At 68.6% G+C, this 13,978-nt stretch carries 14 protein-coding genes; 2 read left to right on the plus strand and 12 right to left on the minus strand.

Features of this window, described 5'->3' with window-relative positions:
* Positions 1–69: 69 nt before the first annotated feature.
* From ACFWMR_RS38825 to ACFWMR_RS38880, 12 genes are all read right to left on the minus strand, one after another.
* Positions 70–738 (minus strand): hypothetical protein, encoded by a 669-nt coding sequence (locus ACFWMR_RS38825; RefSeq protein WP_378382013.1) that lies wholly within the window; start codon positions 736–738, stop codon positions 70–72.
* 12 nt (positions 739–750) lie between these two features.
* Positions 751–1,254 (minus strand): hypothetical protein, encoded by a 504-nt coding sequence (locus ACFWMR_RS38830; RefSeq protein WP_378382014.1) that lies wholly within the window; start codon positions 1,252–1,254, stop codon positions 751–753.
* 5 nt (positions 1,255–1,259) lie between these two features.
* Positions 1,260–2,360 carry an MCE family protein gene (locus tag ACFWMR_RS38835; RefSeq protein ID WP_378382015.1) on the minus strand — a complete coding sequence of 367 codons (1,101 nt, stop codon included), beginning with the start codon at positions 2,358–2,360 and terminating at the stop codon, positions 1,260–1,262.
* Positions 2,360–3,343, minus strand: coding sequence for an MCE family protein (locus ACFWMR_RS38840; RefSeq protein WP_378382016.1), 984 nt, complete (start codon positions 3,341–3,343; stop codon positions 2,360–2,362). The genes ACFWMR_RS38835 and ACFWMR_RS38840 overlap by 1 nt, the downstream gene beginning before the upstream one ends.
* The gene (locus tag ACFWMR_RS38845; protein ID WP_378382017.1) at positions 3,340–4,344 is read right to left on the minus strand and encodes an MCE family protein; all 1,005 of its coding nucleotides are present in this window, start codon (positions 4,342–4,344) and stop codon (positions 3,340–3,342) included. Before ACFWMR_RS38845 ends, ACFWMR_RS38840 begins: the two co-directional genes overlap by 4 nt.
* Complete coding sequence (locus ACFWMR_RS38850) at positions 4,344–5,354, minus strand: MCE family protein (protein ID WP_378382018.1); 1,011 nt, start codon at positions 5,352–5,354, stop codon at positions 4,344–4,346. Before ACFWMR_RS38850 ends, ACFWMR_RS38845 begins: the two co-directional genes overlap by 1 nt.
* On the minus strand, positions 5,351–6,364 hold the full coding sequence (locus tag ACFWMR_RS38855; protein ID WP_378382019.1) for an MCE family protein: 1,014 nt from the start codon (positions 6,362–6,364) through the stop codon (positions 5,351–5,353). The genes ACFWMR_RS38850 and ACFWMR_RS38855 overlap by 4 nt, the downstream gene beginning before the upstream one ends.
* Complete coding sequence (locus ACFWMR_RS38860; protein ID WP_378277756.1) at positions 6,361–7,584, minus strand: MCE family protein; 1,224 nt, start codon at positions 7,582–7,584, stop codon at positions 6,361–6,363. The genes ACFWMR_RS38855 and ACFWMR_RS38860 overlap by 4 nt, the downstream gene beginning before the upstream one ends.
* Positions 7,581–8,420: an MlaE family ABC transporter permease gene (locus tag ACFWMR_RS38865; RefSeq protein ID WP_005167235.1), complete on the minus strand. Its 840-nt coding sequence runs from the start codon at positions 8,418–8,420 to the stop codon at positions 7,581–7,583. The genes ACFWMR_RS38860 and ACFWMR_RS38865 overlap by 4 nt, the downstream gene beginning before the upstream one ends.
* 4 nt (positions 8,421–8,424) lie before the next feature.
* Complete coding sequence (locus ACFWMR_RS38870) at positions 8,425–9,228, minus strand: MlaE family ABC transporter permease (RefSeq protein ID WP_093939069.1); 804 nt, start codon at positions 9,226–9,228, stop codon at positions 8,425–8,427.
* A gap of 2 nt (positions 9,229–9,230) precedes the next feature.
* Complete coding sequence (locus ACFWMR_RS38875) at positions 9,231–10,004, minus strand: hypothetical protein (protein WP_378382020.1); 774 nt, start codon at positions 10,002–10,004, stop codon at positions 9,231–9,233.
* A gap of 198 nt (positions 10,005–10,202) precedes the next feature.
* Positions 10,203–11,798: a DUF6801 domain-containing protein gene (locus ACFWMR_RS38880; protein ID WP_378382021.1), complete on the minus strand. Its 1,596-nt coding sequence runs from the start codon at positions 11,796–11,798 to the stop codon at positions 10,203–10,205.
* Between the two features lie 277 nt (positions 11,799–12,075).
* Here ACFWMR_RS38880 and ACFWMR_RS38885 point away from each other — a divergent pair, with 277 nt between their 5' ends.
* Both ACFWMR_RS38885 and ACFWMR_RS38890 read left to right on the plus strand, forming a co-directional pair.
* On the plus strand, positions 12,076–13,020 hold the full coding sequence (locus ACFWMR_RS38885; protein ID WP_378382022.1) for an ATP-binding cassette domain-containing protein: 945 nt from the start codon (positions 12,076–12,078) through the stop codon (positions 13,018–13,020).
* On the plus strand, positions 13,017–13,868 hold the full coding sequence (locus ACFWMR_RS38890; protein ID WP_378280223.1) for an ABC transporter permease: 852 nt from the start codon (positions 13,017–13,019) through the stop codon (positions 13,866–13,868). Before ACFWMR_RS38885 ends, ACFWMR_RS38890 begins: the two co-directional genes overlap by 4 nt.
* Positions 13,869–13,978 lie beyond the last annotated feature (110 nt).

Below are 13,978 nucleotides of genomic sequence, written 5' to 3' on the forward strand. Positions count from 1 at the left end.
GGAAGGGGGCCTTCATGTACTTCGGCGCTCGCGCCAGCTCCGCATTTAGAGGACGAAATGCGGAGGGGGTCAGGCGGCGGCCAGGGCGGTGACGCGCCAGCGGCCGTCGGAGCGTTCGGCGCTCACGCTCAGCTGAGCCGCGCCGGTACTGCGCTGCCCGTCCCCGCGCACGCCGGTCTGGTCCAGGAACACCAGCAGCGACGCCCTGTCCCCGTCGAGGACCTTGACGCCCGAGACCACCGGAGTCGACGTCACGACCAGTTTTTGCTCCGCCGCCAGCCCTCGGACCTGCGCGAACAGCTGGTCGTACTGCCCGAGCGCGGGTCCGGTCAGGACCTCTTTCGCGGCTTGCTCGCTCTTGGCTGGATCGTCGTAGCGGTACGAGAAGACCGTGCCGAGCGCCTTGCCGATCTGATCGCTCACCTCGGCGGTGGTGGCGACGTCGGTCAGCGCGGTGTTGTGGGCCAGGACCGACGTCGCGTCCCGCGCCTCGACGGCGAACCACCCCGCGAGGCCCGCCATCACCACCGCGACCACGCCGAACACCAGGGCACCCCGCCGCCGCACAGGAGCGGCGACAGGAACGTCGGAGACCTCGGGATCCGACACATCCGATAGATCCGATAGATCCGATAGATCCGACGCGACCTCTTCGGGCGCTTCGAGGACCCGGGTGCTGCCGCCCATTTTCCCGGCGACCTTCACGGTGCGCCGCACCGGCTTCCGTTTCGTGGTCATCCCGTCCTCCCCTCAGGGCTTTCCGGTGTCGGTCACCGGCACCTGGCCGAGCGACGTGACCCGCCACCCGTCCGGCGTCCGGTTCAGGCCGGCGCGGAACCGGTTGTGTTTCGTCACGGCTTCCCCGCCGTCGGGCCGGACCTCGAGTTCGACCGAGGCGATCACCTCGGCGGTCCCGCCGCCACTGTCCACTTCGGTCACCGCGGCGTCGACGACCCGGCCGGTGGTGACGGTCTTCGCCTGGCCGATCCGGCCCAGCCCGCCTTCCCGGTCCCGCGCCAGTTCGTCGTGCAGCGCGCCGCCGGACAGGTTCAGCCAGGTCTGATAGCCCTGCTCGGCCTGCCGGTAGTCCAAAGTGGTCAGTGCCGCCACGGACTGCCTGCCCGCCTGCAGCGCCTCCTCGCGGACCGTGGCCCGCGCGACGCCGTCGTCCCGGCTCGCGTCCCACCAGGAGTAGCCGAACCAGGCGGCGAACGCGGTGGCCACCACCGCGAGCAGGACCGCGAGTCGAGTCATCGTCTTCACCTTCCCGGCACGTTCTGCGAGCCGCGCACGTTGGTGGGATTGCCCTTCGGTAGCGCACAGCGCGCCGAGGTGTTCAACGGGCGCGCCGACGTGTCGAGTCCGTCGCGGTAACCGGTGCCGTAGCCGGTGACACACGGCGGCGGGTCGAAGAACGTCAGGGAGAGGCCGACGTGCGCGCCGTCCGGCCCCATGATCGCGTGTCCGGCGGCGACCGCTTTCGGCGCGGTGACCAGCAGTTGCTCGATGCCGTCCTGCCGCGATTCCATGACGTCCGCGGTGGTCAGCAGGTTCGCCAGCAGGATGCCGAGGCTGGGCCCGGTCTCCCGCAGGAGCGTGCTGACCTCGTTCGCGGCCGCCGGCACGGCCGGGATGAGCCGCCGCAGATCCCCGTCGGAGTTCTTCAGCGTCGCGGCCAGCAGTTTCGCGTTGGCGCCGAACGAGCGGATCGCGTCCGCCTGGGAAACCTGCGTGTCGAGCACGGTGTGCGCGTCGGTCACGAATCTGGTCAGCGGCCCGACGTGCGCGCTCGCCTCCCGCACGAACTCGATCCCCCGACCGACGAGCTGGTCCAGCGCCGGGCCCGCGTCGTTGGTCGCGTTGTACAGCTCGTCGACAACGGTCCGCAGGGCGGGTTTCGGCACCGAGTTGGCGAAAGAGTCCACACTGGACAGGACGACGTCCACCGGGAGCGGGATCTTCGTGTCCGCCTCGCTGATCACCGAACCGTCCCGCAGCATGGCACCATCGGCACGACGCGGCCGAAGGTCGACATACTGCTCACCGACGGCGGATCGGTTGGCCACGACGGCTTCGGTGTCCGCGGGCACCTCCGGTCCGCCCGGATCGATGGCGAGGTCCACTTCCATCCCGGACGCGGTCAGCCGGAGTTCGCCGACGCGGCCGATCGGCACGCCGCGGTAGGTGACCTCGGCGTTGCCGAAGATGCCGCCACCGGTGGCCAGGCGCACTTTGACGGTGTACCCGCGGTCGAGCACCAGCTTGTCCAGCCCCGCGTACGTCGCGCCGACGTACGCGACACCGAGGACGGCGATGACCACGAAGACCACCAGCTGGGCGCGGACGAACTTGGTCAGCATCAGCGGCCACCACTGTTCTTGAAGGTCAGGAACGTGTTCAGGTAGTCACCGCGGATGGCGTCGAGCGCGGCGTCGGGGAACGGGAAGGTGAAGATCATCTCCATCGCCTTCGGCAGCTTGTCCCCCGAGTCGGCCAGCCGCCGCAGCAACGGTTCGAGCGCCTTGAGATCGGCGACGAGGTCGTCCTTGCTGCGGTTCACCGTGTCGACGGCGACCGAGGTGAGCCCGTCCAGGGACTTCAGCATCCCGACCAGCGCCTGCCGCTGCTGGTTCAGCACCTCGATCCCGGGGGTGAGCCCGTTCAGCGTCGCTTTGATCTCCTCGGTGTTCGCGTTCAGCGTCGCCGCGAGCTTGTTGACGCTCTCGATGGCGCGGGTGATCTCCGCCTTGTGCTCGTCCAGCCCGCGCACGAAGGTGTCCAAATTGGACAGCAGGCTGCGGGCCGCGCTTTCCTTGCCGCCGAGCGCGTCGTTGAGTTCGCGGGTGATGTTCTGCACCTGCGCGACGCCTCCACCATTGAGCAGCAAGGAAAGCGCGCCGAAGACCTCCTCGATCTCCGGGGTCAGCGACGAACTGGCCAAGGGGATCACCGCGCCGTCGGCCAACCGCCCGCTGGGGGTGCCGTCGTCCGGCGGCGCGAGCTCGACGAACTTTTCGCCGAGGATGCTCGCTTGCCGCAGCCGCGCGACGGCGTTGGCAGGCAGGTTCACGTCCCCGTTGATCAGCAGCCCGACCACCGCGCTGCGGCCGTCCGGCGCCAGGTCGACCGTCCGCACCTGGCCGACCGGGACGTCGTTGACCTTCACCCCGGACTGCGGCACGAGATCCAGCACGTTGCTGAAACTCGCCGTCACATGGATCGGCCGCTCACCCAGCGCGGCACCGCCGGGCAAGGGGATGTCGTAGACGTCGACGCCGCTGCTGCAACCGGTCGCGGCCAGCGTGACGACCAGGACGGCCGCGCATTTGAGCCGGGACTTCATTTCGCCCCCGAGAATTCGGTGATGTTCCCTCGGCCGTCCAGCGTTCCGGCGCCCTGGTTGTACGCGCCGAGGACGTTCGCCAGCGCGTTCGGCGCGGCGTCGAGCGCCTCGCCCAGCGACGCCTTCTGTTGAGTGAGCACCTTGGTGATCTCGGCGAGTTTGTCCACATCGGACTTGACCTTGCCCCGGTTGTCCTTGATGAAGCCCTGGACGACGCTGAGCGCCTCGGTGAGTTCGGTCATCGCGCCGGAGAACTGGTCCCGCTGATCGGCCAGGATCTTGCTGATCGAGGAGATCTGCTGGATCGCCTCCTTCACCTTGCCGTCGTTCGAGGCGAGCATCGCGGTGAACTTGCTGATGTTGTCGACGGAGTTGAACAGGTCGTCCTTGGAGTCGCTCGCCGTCCTGGCGAACTCGCCGAGGTTCTTGATCGCCTCGCCGAGTTTGCCGCCGTTGCCGTCGAGGTAGGTCGCGGCCTTGGTCAGCACGTCGCTGACCGCGCCGTCCCGGTTGGCGCCCTTCGGTCCCAGCGCGGTCATCAGCTGGTTGAGGCTGCCGAGGAGTTCGTCGACCTCGACCGGGGTGACGGTGCGCTCGGGCGGGATCCGGGCGTCGCCGCCCAGCTCCGGCCCGCCGACGTACACCGGGGTGAGCTGCACGTACCGGTCGGCGACCAGGCTCGGCGTGATCACGACGGCACCGACGTCGGCCGGCAGCTTGACGTCCGGCCGCACCGACATGGTCACTTCGACCTTCGTGCCGCGCGGTTCGACCTTGGTGACCGAACCGATCGGGACGCCGAGCACCCGGACCTCGGTGTTCGGGTACACCCCGACGGTCGCGGTGAAGTACCCGGTCAGCATCCGGTCGGCCTGCCGCGTCACCAGCGGCCAGGCCGCGGTCACGAGCAGTCCCGCGACGACGGCGAGCGCGAGCCGCCGTATCCAGGCCCGCCGCCGCGCGTTCGCCCCGAGATCGGACAGCGTGAAGTGGCGCCCCATCAGCGTCCCCCGTTCCTCGACGGCATGCAGCTGCCCGGCGTGCCGCCGGTCGGGACGAGCCCGCAGATGTAGGTGTCGATCCAGCGGCCGTTGCCGACCGCGTTGCCGAGCAGCCGGTAGAAGGGCCCCGCCAGCCGCAGGCTCTCGGTGAGCTTGTCCTGGTTGCGCTGCAAGACGGTGGCGACGCGGTCGAGCTGGTCGAGCGCGGGGCCGAGTGTCTTCTGGTTGTCCGCGACGAGTCCCTTGAGCTGCACCGACAGGTTCTTCACGCCGCTGAACAGTTTCGCGATGGCGTCCTTGCGCGCGTTCAGCTCCGTGAGCAGGGTGTTGCCGTCGCGGATCAGCGCCTCGATCTGCTGCGACCGGTCGCCGAGTGTCCGGGACACCTTGTTCGTGTTCTGGAACAGCTTCACCAGCTCCTCGTCGCGCGAGGCGAGCGTCTTGGAGAGCGCGGTGATGCCGTCGAAGGCGGTCCGGACGTCCTGGGGCGTGGAAGCGCCGAGCGTTTCCGACATCGTCCCGAACGCCTTCGCCAGCTGGTCGGTGTCGATCGCGCCCACCGTGTTCGCGAGGTCGTTGAACACCGCGGTGACGTCGTAGGGCGAGCTCGTGCGCTCCACCGGAATCGGCTGGTCCGGGTCCAGTTCGGCGTTGCCGACCGGGTCGATGACCAGGTTCTTCTGCCCCAGCAGGGTCTTGATCTTGATCGAGGCGGTGGTGCGGTTGCCGATCCAGGTGTCCTTGACCCGGAACAGGACCTTGACGCGGGCACCGTCCAGCAGGACGTCGGAGACCTCTCCGACCTTCACCCCGGCGACCCGGACTTCGTCGTTGCGCTTGAGCCCGGCGGCTTCGGTGAACTCTGCCGCGTAGGTGGTACCGCCACCGATCAGCGGGAGGTCGTCGGAGAAGAACACCGCCGAGCCGGCCGCGGCCATCAGCAGCGCCGTGACGGCGCCGACGATGATCGGGTTGCGGGTGCGGAAGGGTTTGATCCTGGGCGCTTTCACCGGCACCGTCCCTGGGTCAGCGGGATGCCGACCGGCGGGCCGCCCGGAGCGGGCGGCGCGTCCGATTTGACCGAGCACAGATAGAAGTTGAACCACGAGCCGTACGAGACCATCGCGCCCATGCGGTCCAGCTTCTTCGGCAGGTTCCCGAGGAACTGCTCGAACACCGGCGTGTTGTCGGCGAGGTTCTTCGACAGGTCGCCGAGGGTGTCGATGCTCGCCTTCAACGGCGCCCGGCCGTCCTGGAGCAGGCCCGCGGTGGACGTGGTGAGCTCGCCGAGCCCGCCGATCGCCTGCCCGATGGGCTTCGCGTCGCCCGCGAGGCCGGAGACCAGCTGCGCGGTGACGTCGACGAGCTTGTCGAACTGATCGCCCTGGGAGTTCAGCGTGTCGAGCACCGTGTTGAGGTTCCCGACCACCTCGCCGATCACCTTGTCCTTGCCGGCCAAAGTGCTCGTGAGGGACGCGGTGTGCTCCAGGAGGCTGTCGATGGTGCTCCCCTCCCCCTGCAGCACCTGGACGATCTCGAACGACAGCTGGTTGACGTCGTTCGGCGACAGCGCCTGGAAAAGCGGCTTGAACCCGTTGAACAACGCGGTGAGATCCAGTGCCGGGGTCGTGCGCTCCGGCGGGATCAGCGCGCCGTCGCCGAGCGCCGCCGGGCCGTCCGGGCCCGGGTCGATCGAGAGGTACCGCTGGCCGACGAGGTTGCGGTACCTGATGGTGACCGTGGCCCCCGCGGTGAGACGGCGCTTGTTCTCGATCGAGAACCGCACGTCCGCCAGGCGCCGCTCGACCACCCCGATGGAGTCCACCTGACCGATCCGCACCCCGGACATCCGGACCTCGTCGCCGGGGTTGACCGACGTCGCGTCGGTGAATCTGGCGGTGTAGCCGACCGTCGTGCCGACCCCGGAGTTGGCGATGGTGATCGCGAGGATCCCGGTCGCCACCGCGGTGATCACGAAGAAGATCAGGCCCTTGATCGCCGGGCCCACGACACTCCTCATCGGACGGTCACCTCCGTTCCGCGCAGGGCCGGGCCCACGAGCACGCTGCTCCAGTCCGGGACCTCGGCCGGTTTCATCCCGAGCGACGGCGCCAGGATCTCGGCGACCAGCCCTCGCTCCCCCTTCGAATTGGCCGGGCCGAGGTCCCCATCGGCGGCGAACGCCACCGCCGCCGAAGCCTGCCCCCCGCCGTAGCACCGCGGGCCGCCTTTTTGGTCGAACCGCGGGTCGTCCCGTCCCGGCACGTACTTGTCGCGCGGATCGTGGACGGACAGCGTCACGTGCAGGCCCGGCTCACCGGTGCCCTTGCCCAACGCCTTCTCCATCACCGGTTTGAGCCGGTTCACCGCGTCGAACAGACACGGGAACTCGGGCGAGTAGCGGGAAAGCAGTTCCAGGGTCGGCCTGCTCTTCACACTGACACCGATGATGTTGTTCTTGTTCTCCACCAGGAACTTGTTCAGATCACCGCTCGCCGCGGTGACGCTGGTGTACAGCTTGTCGAGGTCCGCGCGTGTGTCCACAATGGTCTTCGCCGTCGTGGAAAGATCCGAGAGCGCCTTGAGGATGTCCGGCGCGGCACCGGTGTAGAGATCGGCCACGTCGGCGAGGCCGCTGATGTCGGCCTTGAACTGCGGCATCAGCGGGTTCACCTGGCCGAGGAGGTCGTCGAGCTGGACGATGCTGTCCCCCAGGGATTTCCCGCGATTGTCGAGCGCGAGCGAGATCGCGCCGAGCGAGCTGTTGAGCTTCTGGGGCTGCACCGCCCGCAGCAGGGGCAGCAGATCGCCGAGGACGCGTTCCAGCTCGATCGCGTTGGCCGAGCGGTCCTGGCCGATGACGTCACCGTCCTGAAGCGGGCCACCGGCGGGCCGTTCCGGGAGCACGAGATTGACGTAGCGCTCACCGAACACGGTCTTGGGCAGGAGACGTGCCGAGACGTTGCGCGGCAGCTGATCGATCTTCGCCGGGTCGATGGCGAGGTCGATCTCGGCACCGTCCGCGCTGCCCCGGACCGCCCGGACCTCGCCGAACGGGACGCCGCGCACCTTGACCTCGGCGGGCGGGGCCAGCTGGTTGCCGACCCGGTCGGTCTTGAGCGTGACCAGCTCCGCGCGGTCGAAATCCTTGTTGAAGATGGCGACCGCGACCCAGCCGAGCAGCACCAGGATGACGAGGAAGATCACCCCGGCGGCCTGCGTCCGTGCCCGCGCGCTCATCCGGAGACCTTCACCGTCGTGGTGGCACCCCAGATGGCGAGGCTGAGGAACAGGTCGAGCACGCTGATCAGCACGATCGACGTCCGCACGGCGCGGCCGACCGCGACCCCGACCCCCGCCGGGCCGCCCGCCGCGCGGTAGCCGTAGAAGCAGTGGGTGAGGATGACGCCGACGCTGAACACGAGCACCTTGCCGAACGACCACAGAACGTCTTCCGGGGGCAAGAACAGCGAGAAGTAGTGGTCGTAGGTCCCGCCGGACTGTCCGAAGAAGACGACCGTGGTCACCCGTGAGCCGAGGTACGAGATCAGCAGGCCGATCACGTAGAGCGGGATGATCGCGATGAACCCGGCCACGATCCGGGTGGTGACGAGGTACGGCATGCTGCGCACGGCCATCACTTCGAGCGCGTCGATCTCCTCGGAGATCCGCATGGCGCCCAGTTGCGCGGTGAATCCGGCGCCGACCGTCGCGGACAACGCGAGCCCCGCCGAGAGCGGCGCGATCTCCCGGGTGTTGAAGTACGCGGTGAGGAAACCGGTCATCGCGGAGATGTTGATCTGGTTCAGCGCGCTGAAACCCTGCAACCCCACCGTGATCCCGGTGAACACGCAGAGGCCGACCATCACGCCGACGGTGCCGCCGATCACCGCGAGCGCCCCGCTTCCGAAGGTGACTTCGGCTAGCAGGCGCACCACTTCGCGGAAGTAGCGGGTGACGGCCATCGGGATCGCCGCGAGCGCGCGGACGTAGAACAGCAGCTGGTCGCCCAGCTCGAAAAGACTGTTGCCCGGGCGTTTGAACGCCTCGCGGGCCCGTTCGGGGACGCTGGTCACCGGATCAGGTTCCCTTCGCGGGGACGAGCTGCAGGTACAGCGCGGTCAGGATCGTGTTGACGAAGAACAGGAGCAGGAACGTGATCACCACCGACTGGTTGACGACGTCGCCGACGCCTTTGGGACCGCCTCGGGGATTCAAGCCCCGGTACGCCGCGACGACGCCGGCGAGGAACCCGAAGATGAACGCCTTGATCGAGCTGACGACGAGGTCGGGCAGCTGGGCGAGCGCGTTGAAGCTCGCGAGATACGCGCCCGGTGTCCCGCCCTGCACGATGACGTTGAAGAAGTAACCGCCGAGCACGCCGACCACGCTGACCAACCCGTTGAGCAGCACCGAAACCCCGATGGCGGCTTGCACGCGGGGAACGATCAGCCGGTGGATCGGCGAGACGCCGAGCACCTCCATCGCGTCGATCTCCTCGCGGATGGAGCGCGCGCCGAGGTCCGCGCAGATCGCCGAACCTCCCGCGCCCGCGATGATCAGCGTCGTCACGATCGGGCTGGCCTGCTGCACGACGGCGAGGACGCTCGCCGCGCCGTTGAACTGCTGCGCGCCGATCTGGCTCGTGAGCGAACCGAGCTGGAGCGAGATGACCGCGCCGAACGGGATCGACACGAGGATCGCGGGCGTGATCGAAACGCTGGCGATGAACCAGAACTGCTGGATGAACTCGCGGATCTGCACCGGGCGGCGGAACATCGCGAGGACGACGTCGAGGCCCATGGCGCACATACGGCCGAATTCGCGCAGGCCGGCGGCGGCCTTTTCCGGCGCGCGGGCGAGCAGGGCGACGGGATTGGTCATCGTCAGGCTCCGCATCCGTTGGGGGGCGGGCCCGAGCCGACGCACCGCAGCTTGAGGTTCGTGACCAAGGTGTTGCCGGGGCCCGAAACCAGGCCGGTGAGCAACGGGCTCAGGTCCTCGCGCACGCCGCATCCGGTGAAGCCCGGTGTCGAGAAGGTGCTGGTCGCCCTGACCGAAGGCGCGGGGAATCCGAGCGGCATCAACGCTTTGATGTTCACCACGACCGACTGCGCGGTCCGGCAGTTCGGTCCGACGTCGAGAGCCTTGCCGTCCACCTTGACGTTCGAAAGCTTGATGAACACCTTGTTGGTGACGTCGGAATCACCGCACAGATTGGTGCCGACGGCCTTGCAGTTGGTCGTGGCGCCGGTCTTCACCTCGACCGTGCCGGTGGCGTCGCCGTCCGGGATCAGCTCGACCGTGCCGGTGGCGGGCATGAACCGGAAGGACACGAAGTAGCTCGACGTCGGCGGGATGACGAGCTTGCCGGTGATCGGCACCTTGCCCGAGAGACCGAGGAGCGAGCCGTCGAACCGGCCCTGCGGGAACGTGATGTCGGAACCGAGTTTGGCGACGTGGCTCGTCGTGGCCTGCTGCTCGTCGCCGACGTAGAACCCGAACGGCAGACCCGCCGCGGCGGTCACCTGCCCGGCTTCGACCTGCTGCGCGGGGGTGGGTGCGGGCTCGGCGGAGGCGGAAGCCAAGGAAAGCGCCCCCAGTCCCAGCACCGCCGGGAGCAGGAAGGCGCGCGGAACGCGCCCGGTCATCACTGACATTCGGGCTTCCTCACTTCGACTTCTCCGGCCGAACGGCCAACTCGTGCAGACGCTACTGGCGGATGTTGTGACACACAAGTAATGCGCGGCCGGGGGTTTCGGAAACGGGAAAGGTTGTAATGGGCGTAACTGTTTTGGAGTGGGGCTCGTGAGTGGTAATGACGGTTCTAACCGTCATTACCACTCACGAGGAGTGACCTACTTCTTGGCGAGGTTGATCTCCAGGCTGTTCCCGTCACCCGAAGCCATCGCGCTGATCACCGGCGTGAGCAGGCCGCAACCGCGGAACTGCGGCAGTTTGTACTCAGCGGTCAGCTTGCCGCCCTTCAACGGATTGAAGCCGTGCGCGGAAACCAGCGGGATGTCGGCGGGCTGGGCCGTCTTGCAGGTCGAGCTCGCCAGGATCGGGAAGCCGAAAAGCCGCACGGTGAGCAGCTTGACGTCGGCCTTCGCGTCGGCCTTCACCGCGCCGGCGTTGACGGTGCCCGTCACGTCGCCGACCTGGTTGATCTTCACCGTCGCCGAGGCCGGGAAGAACCCGAGGAAGCGGAACTGCACGTTCGACGGCGGCAGCGAAAGCTGCCCCGTGAACTTGCCCGACTGCGCGTTCAGCTTCGCGGTGAACTCACCGGGACCGAGCGGGAGCTTCGCGTTCAGCCCGGCGATGGTGGTCTTGCCCTTGACCCCATAGGTGATCTGGGTGTCGCCCGGCGGCTGCGTCGTCGTGGTGGTCGGCGCGGTGGTCGGGGTCGTCGGCTGGGTCGTCGGAGTCGGCTCCGTGGTGGGGGTCGGCTGGGTCGACGACGTCGGCGTCGGCTCGGTCGTGGGAGTCGGCTCCGTCGTCGGGGTCGGCTGAGTGGTCGGAGTGGGCTCGGTGGTCGGGGTCGGCTCCGTGGTGGGAGTCGGCTGCGTCGACGACGTCGGCGTCGGCTCGGTTGTCGGCGTCGGCTGAGTCGTGGGAGTCGGCTCGGTCGTCGGCGTCGGTTCCGTGGTCGGAGTGGGCTCCGTCGTCGGCGTCGGCTGAGTCGTGGGAGTCGGCTCAGTGGTCGGCGTCGGCTGAGTCGTCGGAGTGGGCTCCGTCGTCGGCGTCGGCTCCGTCGTGGGCGTGGGCTCGGTGGTCGGAGTCGGCTGGGTGGTCGGCGTCGTCGGGGTGGTCGGCGTCGTCGTGCCACCGCCGGCGGGCTTGATCTCGAACGTCCCCAGCTGCTGGTTCTGTCCCGGCTGGACGACGCAGTCCGAGGTGAACGTGCCGAGGTCGGTCGGCTGGCCCTGCGCGTTCTTCGGCGTCATGGTGGTGCTGAAGTTCCCGACCGTCACCGAGGCGGTGCCCGGGCTCGGGAACGTGACCGCGGGCGCCTTGCCGCTGGTCTTGACGTGGAACTCGCCCGACTCCGGCACCGGCGTGACCGGGATGGCCAGCGGCAGGCCGAGGTTCAGCGTCTTGTCGACCGGGTACTTCAGCACCGCGGCTGCCTTCGCGCTGCCCTCGACGGTGGTGGCGCCGACGAGCGTGAGGCCCGAGGTCGCGTCCGCCGGGACGGTGACGTCGACGTCGAACGTGATCGGGGTGGACGTCTTCCCGGCCACGGCGTCGTCCGGCAGGACGGTGTCGACCTTTACCACCAGGGTCTGGTCGCCGATCAGCGGGAACGGACAGGTGTACTTCAGGGTCAGCGACGCGGGCGCCGCTTCGCTCAAGCCGGCGCCGACGACGCCCAGGGTGGCCGCGACGGCGGCCACCGTGCCGGCGGCCAAGGCCTGCACGGATCTTTTCGACTTCAGTGGGAACTTCACAACGGTCACTCCCGGGGAATCGGAGAAATTGCGTGACACGGCCGAAACGGCGGGGACACGGAAGCGGTAAATTACCTGTGCCCCTCCGCACCGGCAAGGACACCGAATCCGTTTGTCATCCAGGTGGGATCGGGTTACCGATTAACTGGCATCGCCACACCTGGCGAATTCGCTTTTGTCATCTCCGTCAGCTCCACCGGACGCGGAATTGTCACGCACATCCGGAGTGCTTTCCCGTTCATTGCGGCCGCACCGAAACCCCCGCTACGTTCGGCGAATGGAGCAGGCTGCCATCGAAGTGAACGGCCTCGCCAAGCACTACGGTGAAGTGACGGCTCTCGCCGGCGTCAGCCTTCGTGTCGGCCGCGGCACCGTGCTCGCGGTGCTGGGGCACAACGGCGCGGGCAAGACGACGCTGATCGACATCCTGAGCACCCGCGTCAAACCGAGCGGCGGCAGCGCCAAGGTGTGCGGTTTCGACGTCGTCCGCGCCGGGCATCACGTCCGGCGGCGGATCGGGGTCACCGGCCAGTTCGCGGCGGTGGACGACGCGCTCTCCGGCCGTGGCAACCTCGAACTCGTCGCCCGGCTGCTGGGCGCGAACGGGCGGCAGGCCAAGGCCCGCGCGGCCGAACTGCTCGCCATGTTCGGCCTGGACGACGCGGCGGACCGGGCCGCACGGACCTACTCCGGCGGGATGCGGCGACGACTCGACCTCGCCGCCGGGCTGGTCGGCTCCCCCGACGTCCTCTTCCTCGACGAACCGACGACCGGCCTCGACCCACTCAGCCGCGCCGGGCTCTGGGACGGCGTCGAACGGCTCGCCGCGCGCGGTACCACCATCGTGCTCACCACGCAGTATCTCGAGGAGGCGGACAGGCTGGCGGATCACGTCATCGTGCTGGGACTCGGGCACGTCACGGTTTCCGGGCGGCCTTCGGAGCTCAAGGCAAGACTCGGGGAACGGACCGCGACGCTGACCTTCGGCACCGACCTCGCCGCCCGCCGGGCGCTGGCCGCGCTGCACAGACTCGGCATGACCTGCACGCCGTCGGCGTCCGGGCTGGTGGTCGGCGTCGCGCTGTCCGGGCCCGCCGACATCACGGTGCTGGTGCGCGCGCTCGACTCGGCGGGAGCGCCGATGAAGGACCTCACCGTCGCCGAGCCGACGCTCGACGACGTCTACCTTTCCCTGCACCGGAATCCGGCGGTCCCGTCATGACCGAGGCACGGCACCGCGCGCCGGAAACCCCGGTGCTGACCGATCCGGGGGCCTGGCCGCCGAGTACCTTCGCAACCCAGGTCCGGGTGCTCGCCGTCCGGTCGCTGAAGACGGCGTTCGGGGACAGGCGTCTGGTGTTCTTCGGGCTGCTGCAACCGATCGTGCTGCTCTTGCTGTTCAGCCAGGTCTTCACCGGGGTCAGCACGCTGCCCGGTGTCGCGGCCTACGAGGGTTACGTGAATTTCCTCGTCCCGGCGACGCTGGTGAACATCGCGATGACCACCGCGATGAGCTCGGGCGCGGGGCTGCTCGCGGAGATCTACAGTGGATTCACCGGACGTCTCCGGTGCATGCCCATCAGCCTTTCGGCCGTCCTGGTGGCCCGCACCATCTCCGATTCCGCGCGGCTCGGCGTGCAACTGCTGGTGACGACGCTCGCCAGCGTGGTGCTGCTCGGTTTCCGGCCGACCGGCGGCGTTTTCGGTGTCACCGCGGCACTTCTGCTCACGCTCGTCGTCGGCTGGTGCCTGAGCTGGATCTTCGTCGCCATCACGACCTGGCTGCGCAAGGCCGAAACCCTGCAGATGGCGTCGTTCGTGGTCATGTTCCCGCTGATGTTCTCCTCCAGCGCGTACATGCCGCTCGAGACGATGCCGACCTGGCTGCGCGTGGTTTCGGCGCTCAACCCGCTGACCTACGCGATCGACGCGACCCGGGCTTTGGCGCTGGGACGGCCATCGGGCTGGTCGATCCCCGTGTCGCTCGCGATCGCGGCCGTGGCCGCCCTGGCGGGCGGGTGGATCGCGGCGCGGACCTTCCGGTCACCCCGGGAGACCGCACCCCGATGAGGGCCCAACCCGGGACTCGCGTGCTTGAGCACGTGACTCGCGTGCTTGGAGCCGGATCTCGCGTGCTTGAAGGCGGAACTCACGTGGCGGGAAGGCGAACACCGAGATCC

Source organism: Amycolatopsis thailandensis, from assembly GCF_042723255.1.
In the GTDB taxonomy this organism is placed as follows: Bacteria; Actinomycetota; Actinomycetes; order Mycobacteriales; family Pseudonocardiaceae; genus Amycolatopsis; species Amycolatopsis thailandensis.

What these genes read in the sequence shown, in the direction of transcription:
- ACFWMR_RS38825 (WP_378382013.1), bottom strand. Translation starts at nt 738, where the DNA reads ATGACCACGAAACGGAAGCCGGTGCGGCGCACCGTGAAGGTCGCCGGG.
- ACFWMR_RS38830 (WP_378382014.1), bottom strand. Translation starts at nt 1,254, where the DNA reads ATGACTCGACTCGCGGTCCTGCTCGCGGTGGTGGCCACCGCGTTCGCC.
- ACFWMR_RS38835 (WP_378382015.1), bottom strand. Translation starts at nt 2,360, where the DNA reads ATGCTGACCAAGTTCGTCCGCGCCCAGCTGGTGGTCTTCGTGGTCATC.
- ACFWMR_RS38840 (WP_378382016.1), bottom strand. Translation starts at nt 3,343, where the DNA reads ATGAAGTCCCGGCTCAAATGCGCGGCCGTCCTGGTCGTCACGCTGGCC.
- ACFWMR_RS38845 (WP_378382017.1), bottom strand. Translation starts at nt 4,344, where the DNA reads ATGGGGCGCCACTTCACGCTGTCCGATCTCGGGGCGAACGCGCGGCGG.
- ACFWMR_RS38855 (WP_378382019.1), bottom strand. Translation starts at nt 6,364, where the DNA reads ATGAGGAGTGTCGTGGGCCCGGCGATCAAGGGCCTGATCTTCTTCGTG.
- ACFWMR_RS38860 (WP_378277756.1), bottom strand. Translation starts at nt 7,584, where the DNA reads ATGAGCGCGCGGGCACGGACGCAGGCCGCCGGGGTGATCTTCCTCGTC.
- ACFWMR_RS38870 (WP_093939069.1), bottom strand. Translation starts at nt 9,228, where the DNA reads ATGACCAATCCCGTCGCCCTGCTCGCCCGCGCGCCGGAAAAGGCCGCC.
- ACFWMR_RS38875 (WP_378382020.1), bottom strand. Translation starts at nt 10,004, where the DNA reads ATGTCAGTGATGACCGGGCGCGTTCCGCGCGCCTTCCTGCTCCCGGCG.
- ACFWMR_RS38885 (WP_378382022.1), top strand. Translation starts at nt 12,076, where the DNA reads ATGGAGCAGGCTGCCATCGAAGTGAACGGCCTCGCCAAGCACTACGGT.
- ACFWMR_RS38890 (WP_378280223.1), top strand. Translation starts at nt 13,017, where the DNA reads ATGACCGAGGCACGGCACCGCGCGCCGGAAACCCCGGTGCTGACCGAT.